The 14,914-nt window shown below is 50.9% G+C and carries 16 protein-coding genes; 12 read left to right on the top strand and 4 right to left on the bottom strand.

All coding sequences use genetic code 11. From position 1 onward, the window contains the following. Positions 1–1,674, bottom strand: a complete 1,674-nt coding sequence (gene ilvD / locus IT527_RS01095; protein WP_292965325.1) for a dihydroxy-acid dehydratase — start codon at positions 1,672–1,674, stop codon at positions 1–3. A 125-nt stretch (positions 1,675–1,799) separates the two neighbouring features. Here ilvD and lgt point away from each other — a divergent pair, with 125 nt between their 5' ends. The 4 genes from lgt to dapE all read left to right on the top strand — a co-directional run bounded on the left by lgt (position 1,800) and on the right by dapE (position 5,807). Then, positions 1,800–2,645, top strand: a complete 846-nt coding sequence (lgt, locus tag IT527_RS01100) for a prolipoprotein diacylglyceryl transferase (protein ID WP_292965327.1) — start codon at positions 1,800–1,802, stop codon at positions 2,643–2,645. 38 nt (positions 2,646–2,683) lie between these two features. Next, positions 2,684–3,832 (top strand): ABC transporter permease, encoded by a 1,149-nt coding sequence (locus tag IT527_RS01105; RefSeq protein ID WP_363278041.1) that lies wholly within the window; start codon positions 2,684–2,686, stop codon positions 3,830–3,832. A gap of 6 nt (positions 3,833–3,838) precedes the next feature. Continuing rightward, positions 3,839–4,609 carry an ABC transporter ATP-binding protein gene (locus IT527_RS01110; RefSeq protein WP_292965328.1) on the top strand — a complete coding sequence of 257 codons (771 nt, stop codon included), beginning with the start codon at positions 3,839–3,841 and terminating at the stop codon, positions 4,607–4,609. A 67-nt stretch (positions 4,610–4,676) separates the two neighbouring features. Beyond that, the gene (gene dapE, locus IT527_RS01115) at positions 4,677–5,807 is read left to right on the top strand and encodes a succinyl-diaminopimelate desuccinylase (RefSeq protein ID WP_292965330.1); all 1,131 of its coding nucleotides are present in this window, start codon (positions 4,677–4,679) and stop codon (positions 5,805–5,807) included. Positions 5,808–5,840: 33 nt separating this feature from the next. On the opposite strand, the gene IT527_RS01120 is transcribed toward dapE, so the two are convergent. Further along, a complete protein-coding gene (locus tag IT527_RS01120) occupies positions 5,841–6,278 on the bottom strand; it encodes a hypothetical protein (RefSeq protein WP_292965332.1) in 438 nt (145 codons plus the stop codon). Positions 6,279–6,470: 192 nt separating this feature from the next. On the opposite strand from IT527_RS01120, the gene IT527_RS01125 reads away from it, so the two are divergent. Both IT527_RS01125 and IT527_RS01130 read left to right on the top strand, forming a co-directional pair. Further along, the gene (locus IT527_RS01125) at positions 6,471–7,166 is read left to right on the top strand and encodes an FAD-dependent oxidoreductase (protein WP_292965335.1); all 696 of its coding nucleotides are present in this window, start codon (positions 6,471–6,473) and stop codon (positions 7,164–7,166) included. A 47-nt stretch (positions 7,167–7,213) separates the two neighbouring features. Continuing rightward, positions 7,214–7,795: a TlpA disulfide reductase family protein gene (locus IT527_RS01130; protein WP_292965338.1), complete on the top strand. Its 582-nt coding sequence runs from the start codon at positions 7,214–7,216 to the stop codon at positions 7,793–7,795. A 25-nt stretch (positions 7,796–7,820) separates the two neighbouring features. Here IT527_RS01130 and gloB read toward each other — a convergent pair whose 3' ends face one another. Next, on the bottom strand, positions 7,821–8,585 hold the full coding sequence (gene gloB, locus IT527_RS01135; RefSeq protein ID WP_292965341.1) for a hydroxyacylglutathione hydrolase: 765 nt from the start codon (positions 8,583–8,585) through the stop codon (positions 7,821–7,823). Positions 8,586–8,671: 86 nt separating this feature from the next. Between gloB and IT527_RS01140 the strand changes: the two genes are divergently transcribed. From IT527_RS01140 to dnaQ, 3 genes are all read left to right on the top strand, one after another. Further along, a complete protein-coding gene (locus tag IT527_RS01140) occupies positions 8,672–9,379 on the top strand; it encodes a methyltransferase domain-containing protein (protein WP_292965343.1) in 708 nt (235 codons plus the stop codon). A gap of 132 nt (positions 9,380–9,511) precedes the next feature. After that, positions 9,512–9,997, top strand: a complete 486-nt coding sequence (gene rnhA, locus IT527_RS01145) for a ribonuclease HI (RefSeq protein WP_292965345.1) — start codon at positions 9,512–9,514, stop codon at positions 9,995–9,997. Positions 9,998–10,003: 6 nt separating this feature from the next. Beyond that, entirely contained in the window at positions 10,004–10,732 is a 729-nt protein-coding gene (dnaQ, locus tag IT527_RS01150; RefSeq protein WP_292965347.1) for a DNA polymerase III subunit epsilon, read from the top strand. A 17-nt stretch (positions 10,733–10,749) separates the two neighbouring features. Here dnaQ and IT527_RS01155 read toward each other — a convergent pair whose 3' ends face one another. Beyond that, the gene (locus tag IT527_RS01155) at positions 10,750–12,135 is read right to left on the bottom strand and encodes an aspartate aminotransferase family protein (RefSeq protein ID WP_292965349.1); all 1,386 of its coding nucleotides are present in this window, start codon (positions 12,133–12,135) and stop codon (positions 10,750–10,752) included. Positions 12,136–12,575: 440 nt separating this feature from the next. Here IT527_RS01155 and IT527_RS01160 point away from each other — a divergent pair, with 440 nt between their 5' ends. The 3 genes from IT527_RS01160 (at position 12,576) to rlmN (ending at position 14,865) form a co-directional block, all read left to right on the top strand. Continuing rightward, positions 12,576–13,019, top strand: a complete 444-nt coding sequence (locus IT527_RS01160) for a nitrosocyanin (RefSeq protein ID WP_292965351.1) — start codon at positions 12,576–12,578, stop codon at positions 13,017–13,019. A gap of 243 nt (positions 13,020–13,262) precedes the next feature. After that, positions 13,263–13,688, top strand: a complete 426-nt coding sequence (gene ndk, locus IT527_RS01165) for a nucleoside-diphosphate kinase (protein WP_292965353.1) — start codon at positions 13,263–13,265, stop codon at positions 13,686–13,688. A 37-nt stretch (positions 13,689–13,725) separates the two neighbouring features. After that, a complete protein-coding gene (gene rlmN / locus IT527_RS01170) occupies positions 13,726–14,865 on the top strand; it encodes a 23S rRNA (adenine(2503)-C(2))-methyltransferase RlmN (protein WP_292965355.1) in 1,140 nt (379 codons plus the stop codon). Positions 14,866–14,914: the final 49 nt, after the last annotated feature.

Below are 14,914 nucleotides of genomic sequence, written 5' to 3' on the forward strand. Positions count from 1 at the left end.
TCAGTCGGTGACTGCACCGCGACTGGCAGTCGAGACCAGTTTGGCGTATTTCGCCAGTACACCGCGTGTATAGCGTGGTGCAGGCGGTTGCCAGGCTGCCCGGCGACTTGCCAGTTCAGTATCAGAAACATTCAGCTGCAGCAGGCGCCGATGGGCGTCGATCGTAATTGAATCGCCTTCCTGTACCAGCGCAATAGTCCCGCCGATATAGGCTTCCGGTGCAACATGACCTACCACCATGCCGTACGTGCCGCCGGAAAAACGACCATCGGTAATCAGTCCGACTGAATCCCCCAGCCCTTCACCAATCAGGGCGGAAGTGGGAGAAAGCATTTCGCGCATTCCCGGGCCGCCTCGCGGGCCTTCGTAACGGATGACAACGACGTCACCCGGCTGGATTTTGCGTTCAAGAATGGCGGCCATGCAGGTTTCTTCTGAATCAAATACTCTGGCCGGGCCGGTGATGCAGGGGTTTTTCACGCCGGAAATCTTGGCAACTGCACCTTCCGTTGCCAGGTTACCTTTCAGGATTGCCAGATGCCCCTGTTCATAGACCGGATTGCCCCACTGCCGGATAACATCCTGATCAGTACGCGGTTGCTCGGGAATGTCTTTCAGCACTTCCGCGATGGTTTGTCCACTGATTGTCAGACAATCGCCATGCAGCAGGCCATGTACCAGCAGCATTTTCATGACCTGCGGAATCCCGCCCGCCTCATGCAAATCGGTAGTCACATAGCGTCCGGAAGGTTTCAGGTCGCAGATTACCGGTACACGTTTACGAATGGCTTCAAAGTCATCAATATTGAATTCCACCTCTGCTGCGTGAGCGATGGCCAGCAGATGCAGTACAGCGTTGGTTGAACCCCCTACTGCCATGACGACTGATACGGCATTTTCCAGTGATTTACGGGTAATCAGGCTGCGCGGCAGGATCTGTTTTTTGATGGCTTCCACCAGTACCTCAGCAGAGCGGGTGGCACTGATCCGCTTTTCCTCATCTTCTGCCGCCATGGTGGAAGAATGGGGCAAACTCATCCCCATGGCTTCAATTGCGGATGACATGGTGTTGGCGGTATACATGCCGCCGCACGAACCGGCGCCAGGACAGGCATGGCGTTCAACTTCCAGCAGTTCATGATCATCTATTTTGTGCGCGGTATGCTGCCCGACGGCTTCAAAGGCGCTGACAATGGTCAGGTCGCGACCTTTGTAGTGACCGGGTTTGATGGTGCCGCCGTAAACAAAAATGGACGGTACATTCAGCCTGGCCAGCGCAATCATGGCGCCTGGCATGTTTTTATCGCAACCGCCGATGGCGATAATGCCATCCATACTTTCCGCCTGCACACAGGTTTCGATGGAATCAGCAATCACTTCGCGCGAAACCAGCGAATACTTCATACCTTCGGTTCCCATGGAAATACCATCTGATACGGTAATCGTGCCAAACATCTGCGGCATGGCACCGGCAGTTTTCAGCGCATGTTCAGCACATTTGGCAAGCGTATCCAGCCCCATGTTGCAAGGGGTGATGGTGGAAAAACCGTTGGCAACACCAACGATAGGTTTGTCAAAATCACCATCGCCAAAACCAACTGCACGTAACATGGCGCGATTGGGCGCGCGTTTTGCACCCCGGGTAATGGCTTGGCTGCGTCGATTATCTGACATAGTGTTTCCTTATGAATGGGTAATGAATACAGATCAGGCAAAGGGAACGATCGCCGGCGATGTCTGCTGTGATCAGTTGGCGTTGCCGTATAATGCGCATTTTACCGTAAGTCAGGCTGCTGCCCATGCTCGTTCATCCCCAATTTGACCCGGTTGCCATTTCCCTAGGTCCGCTTGCCGTTCGCTGGTACGGGCTGATGTATCTGCTTGGATTTTCATTATTCGTCCTGCTCGGCCGTTACCGCATCCGGCAACGGCCTGATGGCATATTTACCCGGGAAATGCTGGATGATGCGCTGTTTTATGGTGTGCTGGGAGTCATCCTTGGCGGACGCCTGGGCCATGTGCTGTTTTATCAGCCAGGCTATTATCTGCAACATCCGCTGGAAATATTCCAGATCTGGCAGGGAGGAATGTCTTTTCACGGAGGGTTCCTGGGGGTAATAATCGCTATGGTATGGCTGGCACATAAATATCGGATACCATGGCTGTCAGTCACTGATTTTATTGCACCACTGGTTCCGCTCGGACTGGGCGCGGGCCGCATCGGTAATTTCATCAATGGTGAATTGTGGGGACGCCCTACTGATGTGGCCTGGGGGGTGATCTTCCCGTATGTGGATAATCTGCCGCGTCATCCGTCCCAGCTGTATGAGTTTGCGCTGGAGGGGCTGGTATTTTTTATTCTGATGTGGCTTTATTCAGCCAGACCCAGGCCGTCGGGTGCTGTCTCCGGGGTGTTTATGATCGGCTATGGGGCCTTTCGCTCGTTCTGCGAATTTTTCCGCGAACCGGATGATGGCTTTCTCGGCATCATGACCCTGGGCATCAGTATGGGTCAGTGGCTGTCACTGCCAATGATTGCAGCCGGAGTTGCGCTTTTGCTGTGGGCATACCGGCATGACAGTAAACCGGAAAAATCGGTTAAGGCCGTTCAGAAATCGCAGAGTGAACGAAAGAACCGGAATTGACGGTACGATCAAAACCAGTCAGGAGGGGCCCCTGAACAATGATGTCTGCTGAGGCTTCCGCTGATAATTGCTGCAGGTATCGGCTCATTACTACAGAAGCAGGTGATACCGTTCTGCAGCTAACAGGTGACTTTACGCTTGCAGTGCTTGATCAGCCATTGCCGATGGTCAGCAAAGAACTGGCACAACTGGCCGGTCGGCCCGGCCTGCACTGGGATCTTACTGCACTTCGCCATCTGGATTATGCTGCAGCCGTCATGCTGTGGCATTTGTGGGGCGGGAGGCGGCCTGATCACCTGCTGCTGCGCCCGGAACAGGAAAGAATGTTTCTGCGACTGGAAACAACCGTATCGCCACCTGAACGTGTGCGGCGTGAGTGGTTTCGGCCGGTATCTTTGCTGGGTAAGCATTTTCTCTGTTTTCTTGATCATCTGGCCGGTGTGATTACACTGACCGGGCTGGTCGTGCTGGATGCTGTTTTTCTGATGACTCATCCACGCAGAGCGCCCCTGCGGGAAATTTCTGCAGGCCTGTATCGTACCGGTGCGCAGGCACTGGGCATCACTGCGCTGGTAGGGTTTCTGATCGGTATTGTCCTGAGCTACCTCACCTCCGAACAGCTGCATCTGGTTGGAGCGGATATCTATATTATTAATCTTCTCGGTCTGATTATTATCCGTGAACTGGGCCCGATGCTTGCTGCCGTGCTGGTTGCGGGGCGCTCCGGTTCCGCCATAACAGCGCAGCTTGGGGTCATGCGGGTTACTGAAGAACTGGATGCGCTGACGGTCATGGGTATTCGCCATAGTATGCGACTGGTGCTGCCGAAAATGATCGGACTGGGGATTGCCATGCCGCTGATCGTGGTCTGGACCAGCGCAATTGCACTGCTGGGCGGGTTAATGGCGGCAGATTTTCAGATTGAATTGAGTATCCACTATGCACTGACTGTTTTGCCGAATGCTGTCCCGATTGCCAACTTATGGCTGGCACTGGCCAAAGGGGTGGTTTTCGGGATGGCAATTGCCCTGATTGCCTGTCATTTCGGGCTGCGCATCAAACCGAACACGGAAAGTCTGGGTGAGGGTACCACCAGTTCAGTGGTCGCTTCAATTACATCTGTAATTCTGATTGATGCTGTCTTTGCTGTGGCTTTTTCCCATATTGGGCTCAAGATTGTAAGCTGATCGGATATGGATTCGGTTATCGAAATTGTCGGACTTTACACACGCTTTGGCAGCCACGTCATCCATGAAGATATCAGCCTGACAATATACAAAGAAGAAGTGCTGGCACTGGTGGGAGGCTCCGGCAGCGGAAAAACCACGCTGCTGCGCCAGATGCTCGGGCTCACTTCACCCGCAAAAGGCAGTATCAAAGTGCTGGGTACAGAGCAATACGATCACAATCATGAAGGGCAGAGAAAACTGCGTACCCGTTCCGGGGTCCTGTTTCAGCAGGGTGCGCTGTTCAGTGCGCTGACCGTGTTTGAAAACGTGGCATTGCCATTGCGGGAAATGCACATGCTGGATGAGGATACGATACGGGAGCTGGTTATGCTGAAACTTGGCATGGTTGGTGTCGAGGGACAGCATGCCGGAAAAATGCCATCTGAGTTGTCGGGGGGAATGGTTAAACGGGTTGCGCTGGCACGTGCACTGGCACTGGATCCGGAATTGCTGTTTCTGGATGAACCGACTGCCGGGCTCGATCCTGTACTGAGTGAGGGTTTCGTTGATCTGATACGATCCTTGCGCGAAGAGCTGGCATTGACTGTCATCATGGTGACACATGATCTGGATACACTGGTGGCGCTTTCCGATCGCGTGGCTGTGCTGGCTGATCGGCGTATCGTTGCGCTGGGGCCGATACCGGAAATTATTACCATCAGCCACCCGTTCGTTAAAGCCTTTTTTGGCGGTGCGCGCGGCCGTAATGCGTTACGCGCCCTGCAGCTGCCCTGATGAATTGTCATGTGATTCTGTTTACGCTGTTTAAATTTTAAATCGAGCCTAAATCAAGGAAATAATCATGCCCAACAGTACTTTGACACTTGCCCAGATGTTGATTGCCCGCCGCTCGCTGACACCTGGCGATGATGGTTGCCAGAAAATCATCATGCACCGGCTGGCCGGGCTGGGATTCAGAAGTGAATCCATGAATTCTGGTGAAGTGGAGAACCTGTGGATGAGGAAAGGTGCCGAAGGGCCGCTGGTTTGCTTTGCCGGTCATACAGATGTTGTGCCGACCGGGCCGGTGGCGCAGTGGGACAGTGATCCTTTTACGCCGGTAGTGCGGGATGGCTTCCTCTACGGTCGCGGTGCGGCGGATATGAAATCCTCGCTGGCGGCCTTTGTAACCGCGATCGAGGAATTTGTTGAGCTGCATCCGGATCACAAAGGCTCGATTGCACTGTTGATTACTTCGGATGAAGAAGGTCCGGCAGTAGATGGCACGGTAAAAGTGGTGGAAGCGCTCCAGGCGCGTGGAGAAACGGTTGATTACTGCATTGTGGGTGAACCAACCTGTACTGACCGGCTGGGGGATACGATCAAAAACGGACGGCGCGGCAGTTTATCAGGTGATCTGACGATCAGAGGCATTCAGGGGCACATCGCGTACCCCCATTTGGCTAAAAATCCTATCCATCTGGCAGCTCCTGCCATGGTCGAACTTGCAAAAACCGTGTGGGACAATGGCAACGAATATTTTCCTGCCACCACCTGGCATATTTCCAATATTCGCGGCGGTACCGGTGCGACCAATGTTATTCCCGGTGAAATCAGTCTGCTGTTTAATTTCCGTTTTTCTACCGCCAGCACTCCTGATTCACTCAGGGCACGTGTGCATGAAATTCTGGATCGGCACGGGCTGGATTACGATCTGGTCTGGGAGCTTTCTGGTAAACCTTACCTGACGCCAAGAGGGATACTGGCTGATGCACTCAGTGCCGCTATTCGGGAGGTGACGGGTATCGAACCGGAACTTTCCACCACGGGCGGCACTTCCGATGGCCGCTTTATTGCAGATATTTGCCCGCAGGTAGTGGAATTCGGGCCGCGCAACGCAACCATCCACAAAATCAATGAATCTGTGGAGGTTGCCGATATTGAGCGCCTGGCCCGAATCTACCGGTTGACATTGGAAAATCTGCTGCTTTAACAGTGAATGCGCGGATTCGAAGCAAATGCCGGCTTAACGGGTATTTTTACCGCGAAGCAGCGTTACCAGTTTTTCACTTAACTGATATTTGGTTGAGCTTTTGCCGGCTTCACCCGTATGACTAATTAATCCGTTTGCAGCCAGTGTATCCAGCAGAGGCTGCAAATCACTGTGATCTTCCAGGAAATAGGCAATGCAGGGGCCCTGACGATGTAATCCCCAGCGCCCCCAGCCCCAGCCTTTTTTCTGCACATAGAACTCCCGATGGAATTTGAAATCAGGATTATCTATATCCTGTTTCATTTCATTCAGCAGGCGCTCATGTGTTTGCCACAACTGGTCAAACAGACTGGCAATGTTTGCATCAGCAGCTTTTTGCGTTTTGTTTTCACCCGGTTTCATGAAAAAGCTGATGAGATAAATCGTCAGTGCACCTGCCAGGAAGCTGGCTACCAAACTCAAAACGTCCATTTCTCCTCCATAGATACAACATTAATTATTGATTTTTCAGGCTGAGCAGTATAGCAAGTAAAGCGAAAATTCAGGTGGGGTCTGTATCGGGAATCATGATGATCACGCGTTACTGCGGTACTCTGAGCAAAGTGTAAAATCCGGTTGTGCAGGATTTTTAGAAGTGTTCTGTAAAAGACAAGGAGGCGGGTTATGTCAACAAGCTATGATGTTAAACTGATTTGTAAAAGAGAAATTGCTGAGGGAACGATGGAGTTCGTTCTGGAAAAACCACCGGGCTTTGAATATCGGGCCGGGCAGTATGGTGATCTGGTATTGCCGGATTCATCCGGAGTGGATGAGGACAGCAACAAACACGGTTTTTCGTTTGCCAGTGCGCCGTATGAAGATGTGCTGAAGATGGCGACCCGTATGCGGGATACACCATTCAAACGCGCCGCACGTAAAGTTCCGGAAGGTTCGATGGTGAAATTGCTTGCGCTGTGGGGAGATTTTACGTTGCATAAAAATGCGGCTGTACCCGCGGTATTTCTTATCGGGGGCATCGGCATCACGCCGGTGCGCAGTATCATTGCACAGGCTACGCATGACAAGACAGCACATAAAATCACACTGATCTACGCTAACCGGACACCTGCACAGGCGGCTTATACGGATGATTTCGAACGATTTGCAGCAGAGAACAAAAATTTCACGTTTGTGCCGGTTTATACCGTGACACAGGGCCGTGTAAGCGCTGATACCCTCAGGCAGCATGTGCCTGATATTGCTGCTCCCCGATACTATCTTGCAGGGCCGGAAGGCATGGTTAAAGCCATGCGTTCACTGCTGATTCAGGCAGGTGCAGATGAAGATAATATTCGCACGGAAGAGTTTGATGGTTATTGAGCCGCTGTTATGGTCTGTTTTCAGTAACGTATTCCACTATTTAAATCATGAAAAAAAGTACAACTATTGAAAAAATCAAGGCGCCGGAGCTGATTACTTCCAGCTGGCTGAATACGCCGCAACCGGTTACGCTGGCTTCCTTGCGCGGCAAGGTGGTGTTGATGCACGCTTTCCAGATGCTGTGTCCGGGGTGTGTTCAGCAGGGAATTCCACAGACACAGCGGATTTTTGATGAATTTGATCCGGAACGGGTGGCAGTAATCGGTCTGCATACGGTTTTCGAGCACCATGAGGTGATGGGGCGCGATGCGCTGGAGGTGTTTGCTTATGAGTACAGGTTGCGTTTTCCGATCGGGATAGACAAGCCAAATGAGCAGCACTCCATTCCGCACACAATGATGACGTACCACATGCAGGGTACGCCGACGACCATTCTGGTGGATAAGACGGGTCATCTGCGTTTGCACAAGTTTGGCCATGTCAGTGATCTGTTGCTGGGCGTGTCGATCGGGACACTGCTGGCCGAGGAAGTGTCTGATGAGGCATCGGCTGTTGTGGCCGCAACTGCAGCATCAGCTGATAGCCCTGACGGACAGCCGGGATGTGAGGCTGACGGTTGCCGGGTCTGATTTGCGTCAGTAAGCCGGCATTTTTCTAAAAATGGTTTTTCCAGTCGCGGATTGCGGCAAATACGCTGACTGGATCAGTGAGCTCCCGTTTGGCGTATGCGCTGGCGCTTTGAATGATAGCCGGCTGATCACAGCGTAAAAATGGGTTGGTGACTTTTTCTGTTGCCAGGTTGGAGGGGAGTGTTGGTTCATTCCGTGCCACCTTTTCTTCTGCATTACTTTCCAGTCGGATTAATTCCGGATTGTTCGGATCGATTGCCCGGGCGAAGCGGATATTGTCCAGCGTGTATTCGTGGGTGCAATAAACCAGGGTTTTATCGGGCAGGCTGGCCAGTTTTTGTAAGGAATTAAACATCTGTTGTGCGCTGCCTTCAAAAATCCTGCCACAGCCACAGGCAAACAGCGTGTCTCCACAAAACAGCCGGTCATGGCTGTAATAAGCAATATGGCCGGCAGTATGTCCGGGGACATCCAGGACGGCGAGTTCCAGTGGCAGTTCCGGAAATTTGAGGGTATTGCCTTCAGTCAGCGGGTGGGTCAGTTCCGGTATTTTTTCACTGGCCGGGCCATAAACAGGGATTCTGAAATTTTGTACCAGTGCGGGGATGCCGCCTGTGTGATCGTGGTGGTGATGGGTGCAAAGGATTGCAATAGGTTGTAATTTTTGTTGCCTTAGCCAGCTGAGAACCGGTTCTGTATCGCCAGGGTCTATGATGAGGGCGAGATGTTGATTGTGAACGATCCAGATATAATTATCCCTAAACGCTTGAACAGGAAAAACGTCAATCATTTTGCCTCCTTATAGCAGATAGCAGACAGGCTATTATCATAACTGACCACTTTGACAATATGTTCGATTCTGCATTGCAGCAAAGTATGCAACAGTGGTTTAAGACTGCCCTGGGGCAGTACCTGCTTGAGCAGGAACAACGCTATTTTGACCGTGTTGTAGCGGATGTGTTCGGCTATAACGCAACTCAGATCGGTTTTGCCGGAATTGATTTCTTGCGCAATAACCGGATGCCTTTCAAGTTTGCGCTTGGGGCGCAGGAGGGTGCATCGGTTTACGCGCTTCCTCAATTCCTGCCCGTCAGGACCAGTAGCGTCGATCTTGTACTGTTACCGCATACGCTTGAATTCAATACCAATCCGCGCCAGATTCTCCGAGAGGTACACCGGGTGCTGATTCATGAGGGAAAAGTTATCATCAGCGGGTTTAATCCGTTCAGTCTCTGGGGAATACATCGCCGTATGATGAAATCAAAAACAGATTTTCCGTGGTGTGGCCGTTTCATTGATCTGTCACGCATGCAGGATTGGCTGGAATTGCTCAACTTTGAAACTGTTGCGGGACAGTTTGGCTGTTATGTGCCGCCGTGTACCGGGGAAAAATGGCTTTCCCGGCTGCATTTTATGGAGGCGGCAGGAGATCGCTGGTGGCCGATTGCCGGGGGGGTTTATTTTTTGCAGGCGATCAAACATGAATGTGGGTTGCGTATTATCAAACCTTGCTGGGATGATTCACCCGCCGGCAAGGAGAGAACGGTCGCAGTGCCGCAGATAGAGCAGAGGCAGGGTGGATAATTCAGGAATATCGGTATACGCCAGAGTGCGGAGAGAGAGTAAAGAAGACCGGTTTTTAGAAGTGTCTTTGATTAAAAATACAAGGTTTATTGCGAGGTGGATGCGTCTCGTGGCAACAAACAGGAATGAATCATGCAACAGCAGCAAAATGTAAAACTGGTGGAAATTTTTACGGATGGTGCCTGCAAGGGCAACCCGGGAATTGGAGGATGGGGGGTTTCCCTGCAATTTGATGGTGAGGCCCGAGAATTTTTTGGCGGCGAACCCATGACCACAAATAACCGTATGGAACTGTTGGCTGCTATTCGTGCCTTGCAGGCACTGGAATCACTGCCGGGTGTGGAGCAATCCCTGCGGGTTCGGTTGCATACCGATTCGCAGTATGTGCAGAAAGGGATCAGCGAATGGATTCACTCCTGGAAAAAACGTGGCTGGCGGACAGCAGATAAGAAGCCGGTGAAGAATGAGGCGTTATGGAGAGAGCTGGATCAGTTGTCCGGACGCTATCAGGTTGAATGGTTCTGGGTGCGGGGGCATAACGGCCACGATGGGAATGAGCGTGCTGATATGCTGGCAAATCAGGGTGTGGAGCTAATGTTATCTGAAAAAGCAGAATAATCGGGTATGCGCCATATCTTTCTGGATACTGAAACAACAGGTCTTGATCCTGCTCTGGGGCATCGGATTGTTGAGATCGCCGCGGTGGAGGTGTGTAACCGGCGACTGACCGGCCGTCATTTCCATCGTTATCTCAATCCCGGGCGGGAAAGTGATGAAGGTGCTTTGCGGGTGCATGGCCTGACGCGCGAGTTCCTGCGTGATAAACCTGTATTTCAGGAAATTTGCAGTGAATTTCTGGAATTTATAGAAAATGCCGGGATTTTCATTCATAACGCCCCTTTTGATATGGGCTTCATTAACCATGAGCTCAGTCTGATCCGGTTTGAGCCGATGCAGAGCCATTGTCTGCAGGTGACGGATACGCTAATGCTGGCGAAAGAGCTGCATCCGGGCAAAAGAAATAACCTGGATGCATTGTGTGAGCGTTATCAGATTGATAATTCTCACAGAACGCTGCATGGTGCTTTGCTTGATGCGGAGTTGCTGGCCGAGGTTTATCTGGCGATGACGCGCGGCCAGGAAAGTCTGCTGATGGAGGTGGATGCACCGGCAATGCGGCAGGCTGACAGTTCAGTAACCAGAAAAACGGGAGTGGAGGTGGAAGCAAAAATGAGGGCGAAGGACTTTTCGCTGATCATTCAGCCGGCCACAGAGGAAGAGCTTGAGCTGCATGACCGGCTGGTGGAGCGTATCAGCGCCGAAAGTAAAGGCAGCTGTTTGTGGAACAGCTGAATTTACCGGGTGTACTGTCAGATGCTCAGTTTGGTGCGTAAAGCGCGTGTTGCCAGCTGCCTGCTGAAACTCAGCGCGGTCAGTGGTCCGCGGTGGGCCTTGGCGATGACATCATTGATCGCTGAAACCATCCACTCAACATCAGATTCTGTCAGGATGAGCGGCGGGATAAATTTAACGATGTTCATACCGTGACCGGCCACTTGGGACAGAATTCGATGCTCCCGGAATAGCGGCACGGTAATCAGCTGCGAAAACAATCCCTTATTGGCGGATTCAAGTATCTTCCACGACAGTTTCAGCATCAGACTTTTCGGCTCGGTGAATTCCAGTGCGATCATCATTCCTTTGCCTCGCACTTCCTTGAGGCATTCATATTTTTGTATCAGCGGTGTTAATGTATCCAGAATGGCAGCACCAGTACGGGCGGAATGTTCAATCAGATTTTCTGATTCCAGTACCTCCAGTGTGGCCAGACCGGCAGCCATGGCAAGATTGTTTTTACCAAACGTACTGCCATGAATGACAGCACGATCCATACGATTGAAAACGCGATCAAAAATCCATTCTTTACAGACCAGTGCCCCCACGGGTACAAACCCTCCGGAAAGTGTTTTGGATATGCACAGGATATCGGGTTCGACAGACCAGTGTTCAACTGCCCACCATTTGCCGGTCCGTCCCAGTCCGGTCTGGATTTCATCAGCGATGAACAGTGCGCCGTATTTGCGGACAAGTCTGGCAGCTTCCGGCAGGTAGTTGTCATCCGGTATCCAGACACCATGTCCCTGAATCGGCTCGGTAATAAAGGCGGCAACCTCTCCTTCCGCCAGCACCTGCTCCAGTGCTTCGAGGTCATTGAATGGAATTTCGATGAAATCCGGCACCAGTGGGCCAAATCCTTTTTTGTAATGATCATCTCCGGTAGCGGACAGGGAACCGAGACTCAATCCGTGGTAGCAGCCGTGGCAGAAAATAATTTTGGATTTTCCGGTGGCGTAACGGCTGAATTTGATTGCGGCTTCGACTGTTTCCGTGCCCGAATTGGCGAAAAAAACGCGATCCAGCCCGTTTGGGGTCAGTTTCACCAGTTTTTCTGCCAATAACCCGGCCAGTAATGACACATCAAGCTGGACGAGATTGGGTAAGTCCGCGTCCAGTGTGCTCTTGAGAACCTCGACGATTTCTGCGTGATTGCGTCCCAGCGCGAAAACACCAAAGCCACTGAGTAAATCCAGATAGCGATTATCCTGTTCATCAAACAGATAGGCACCTTTAGCCCGAACATAATGACGATCAAAATCAATGGTTTTAAGGACTTTGACCATCTGGCTGTTTAGGTATTTATCGTGCAGAGCAAAGTTTTCTTTGCTTCGATTCTGAATAAGATCCTGGATTTTCATAGGTGAGCAACTCCGATCTGTGCTGGTGATATGGTCAAAAAAGTTGCAGCATTTTACCTTAATCTGTAAAGGGTTTTTGGCTGCCATCTGCAGACAGGCCCGGCAATTCCGGGGGATACGGTTTTTGTCAGCGGTACCTGGCTGAACAGTAATCCTGATTTAAAAAACAATATGATAGCGTGTGGTGATATTGACATCCCCGGTTCTCTTGTCTAAAGTTGTGTGCCGGGGTCTATGTAGCAACAGAATCACCCTGGAGGGTGGGCATTTATAATAACAAGCACATTCTCTTGACTGGTTATTGGCAGAATATTTGTGCAAATTCCTTTTGAGGGGCTGTCCCCTGGCTGGTTTGCAGGAAGCTGCATATCAATGCCGTCAAACCGGCGAACAACGTTTCGCTGAATCTAATAAATCATAAATTCAAGTAGAGGAATGTAATGATGAAAACAACAAAGGCAATATTTGCGGGTTTTGCAGTGGGATCACTGTTGCTGGCCGGAGTGGCTCAGGCAACAGAGCATGAGGCACACCATCATAATAAATCAGGTGAATTCCATGTGGTTATCAATGCTTATGACACCACTATCCCTGAACTTAATGTAGAGGGTGTAACTGTTAAGAACATTCGTGCTTTTAATGTGCTGAATGAACCGGAAGCACTGGTTGTTAAAAAAGGCCAGGCCGTAAAGATCGTCGTTGAGAATAAATCGCCCATCAGTGAAGGTTTTTCGATCGATGCTTTTGGTGTTCAGGAAGTCATTAAAAAAGGCGAAACCAAAACCATCAGCTTCACAGCTGATAAAGTCGGTGCTTTTACTATCTGGTGCCAGCTTCATCCTATGAATATTCACTTGCCAGGTTCCCTTAACGTTATCGAATAACGTCTGGGATTGAAACGGTAATGATTCAGGCCGGATTCAGTCCGGCCTGATTGTTTGTGGAATGTGAAAATATCACTCAAGTTACCCAAGGTTACTTAAGCTGCCCCGGGCTGTTCCTTTCTTCTGCCGGTGTGGCAGATCGCGCCTTGCGTGCGGTTCTTTAAGCCGCTGTTTGATAAATCACAAATAGGTTTTTTGTTAGAATGCCGGTCTGTGATGAACTATTTTTTTATGAGGTATCTGATGGCAGTTGAAAGGACTTTGTCCATTATCAAGCCCGATGCAGTAGCAAAGAATGTTATCGGACAAATTTATGCAAGATTTGAAGCTGCTGGATTGAAAATTGTTGCTGCCCGCATGGCGCATTTGTCGAGAGTCGAAGCAGAGAACTTTTATGCCATTCACAGAGAAAGACCTTTTTTCAAGGATTTGGTCGATTTCATGATTTCCGGTCCGGTGATCATCCAGGTGCTGGAAGGCGAAAATGCGATTTCCAAAAATCGTGAGTTAATGGGGGCTACCGATCCAAAGAAAGCGGATAAGGGTACGATTCGTGCGGATTTTGCAGACAGTATTGATGCCAACGCGGTGCATGGTTCTGATGCACCTGAGACGGCTGCAGTCGAGATTGCCTGTTTCTTTCCATCCCTGGAAATATATTCACGCTGAGCACGCATAATTTTGCTGAACTGGGAAGCCGGGCACAATGATTAACCTGCTTGATTTTAATAAAACGGAGCTTGTTCGTTTTTGCGGGGAAATGGGCGAAAAGCCTTTTCGTGCACAGCAGTTGCTGCGCTGGATACACCAGTTCGGCAAGACAGAATTTACGGAGATGAGCGATCTGGCGAAAGTGTTTCGTCAGAAACTGACGGAGTGTGCTGTTGTTCAGCCCCCCGAAATTGTAAGTGACTATACTGCAGAAGATGGTACCCGTAAGTGGCTGATATCAGCGGGTTCCGGTAATGCTGTAGAGATGGTTTTTATTCCGGAGCCCGGTCGGGGTACGTTGTGTGTTTCCAGCCAGGTGGGCTGTGCGCTGGCCTGCAGCTTCTGCTCTACCGGGCGACAGGGATTTAACCGCAATTTGAGCGTTGCGGAAATTATCGGCCAGGTGTGGCTGGCTAACCGGTTGCTCGAAGCAGATAATCAGGACCGGTTGTTGCCGGATACAGCACAGACTCAAGCCGGTAAACAGGAAGCAAGGCGGCCGGTTACCAATGTTGTTATGATGGGAATGGGTGAGCCGCTGGCTAATTTTGAGCATCTGGTCATGGCGCTCGATCTGATGCTGAGTGATGATGCCTATGGTTTATCACGCCGCCGGGTAACAGTAAGTACATCCGGGCTGGTTCCCGCCCTGGATCGTTTGCGTGAGCGTTGCCCGGTAGCACTTGCGGTTTCATTGCATGCACCCAATGATGCTCTGCGTGATGTGCTGGTGCCGATCAATAAAAAATATCCAATCAGGGAATTGCTGGCTGCCTGTGAGCGTTACCTGCCCGCAGCCCCAAGGGATTTTATTACATTCGAATATGTTATGCTGAAAAGCGTAAATGACAGCGTGGTGTTGGCGCAAGAGCTGGTGCAGGTTGTTAAAAATGTGCCTTGCAAGCTTAATCTGATTCCGTTTAATGGCTTTCCCGGCTCTGGTTATGAGCGGTCGGATACGCAGGCTATCCATAATTTCCGTGATGTACTGATGCAGGCTGGTATTGTTACGACGATACGCAGAACTCGCGGAGATGATATCGCTGCTGCTTGCGGTCAACTGGCCGGACAGGTGCGCGATAAAACGCGTCGGACGAGTGCATACGGGACAAACCAGACAGCAATGGTGAAATAACCGGGTTTTTATGAACTCAGTATTGGCAGGCTATTTAAGCAATTGCAGG

Origin of the sequence: Nitrosomonas sp. (genome assembly GCF_020852615.1) — a bacterium.
Lineage (GTDB): Bacteria > Pseudomonadota > Gammaproteobacteria > Burkholderiales > Nitrosomonadaceae > Nitrosomonas.

What these genes read in the sequence shown, in the direction of transcription:
- ilvD (WP_292965325.1), bottom strand. Translation starts at nt 1,674, where the DNA reads ATGTCAGATAATCGACGCAGCCAAGCCATTACCCGGGGTGCAAAACGC.
- lgt (WP_292965327.1), top strand. Translation starts at nt 1,800, where the DNA reads ATGCTCGTTCATCCCCAATTTGACCCGGTTGCCATTTCCCTAGGTCCG.
- IT527_RS01105 (WP_363278041.1), top strand. Translation starts at nt 2,684, where the DNA reads ATGATGTCTGCTGAGGCTTCCGCTGATAATTGCTGCAGGTATCGGCTC.
- IT527_RS01110 (WP_292965328.1), top strand. Translation starts at nt 3,839, where the DNA reads ATGGATTCGGTTATCGAAATTGTCGGACTTTACACACGCTTTGGCAGC.
- dapE (WP_292965330.1), top strand. Translation starts at nt 4,677, where the DNA reads ATGCCCAACAGTACTTTGACACTTGCCCAGATGTTGATTGCCCGCCGC.
- IT527_RS01120 (WP_292965332.1), bottom strand. Translation starts at nt 6,278, where the DNA reads ATGGACGTTTTGAGTTTGGTAGCCAGCTTCCTGGCAGGTGCACTGACG.
- IT527_RS01125 (WP_292965335.1), top strand. Translation starts at nt 6,471, where the DNA reads ATGTCAACAAGCTATGATGTTAAACTGATTTGTAAAAGAGAAATTGCT.
- IT527_RS01130 (WP_292965338.1), top strand. Translation starts at nt 7,214, where the DNA reads ATGAAAAAAAGTACAACTATTGAAAAAATCAAGGCGCCGGAGCTGATT.
- gloB (WP_292965341.1), bottom strand. Translation starts at nt 8,585, where the DNA reads ATGATTGACGTTTTTCCTGTTCAAGCGTTTAGGGATAATTATATCTGG.
- IT527_RS01140 (WP_292965343.1), top strand. Translation starts at nt 8,672, where the DNA reads ATGCAACAGTGGTTTAAGACTGCCCTGGGGCAGTACCTGCTTGAGCAG.
- rnhA (WP_292965345.1), top strand. Translation starts at nt 9,512, where the DNA reads ATGCAACAGCAGCAAAATGTAAAACTGGTGGAAATTTTTACGGATGGT.
- dnaQ (WP_292965347.1), top strand. Translation starts at nt 10,004, where the DNA reads ATGCGCCATATCTTTCTGGATACTGAAACAACAGGTCTTGATCCTGCT.
- IT527_RS01155 (WP_292965349.1), bottom strand. Translation starts at nt 12,135, where the DNA reads ATGAAAATCCAGGATCTTATTCAGAATCGAAGCAAAGAAAACTTTGCT.
- IT527_RS01160 (WP_292965351.1), top strand. Translation starts at nt 12,576, where the DNA reads ATGATGAAAACAACAAAGGCAATATTTGCGGGTTTTGCAGTGGGATCA.
- ndk (WP_292965353.1), top strand. Translation starts at nt 13,263, where the DNA reads ATGGCAGTTGAAAGGACTTTGTCCATTATCAAGCCCGATGCAGTAGCA.
- rlmN (WP_292965355.1), top strand. Translation starts at nt 13,726, where the DNA reads ATGATTAACCTGCTTGATTTTAATAAAACGGAGCTTGTTCGTTTTTGC.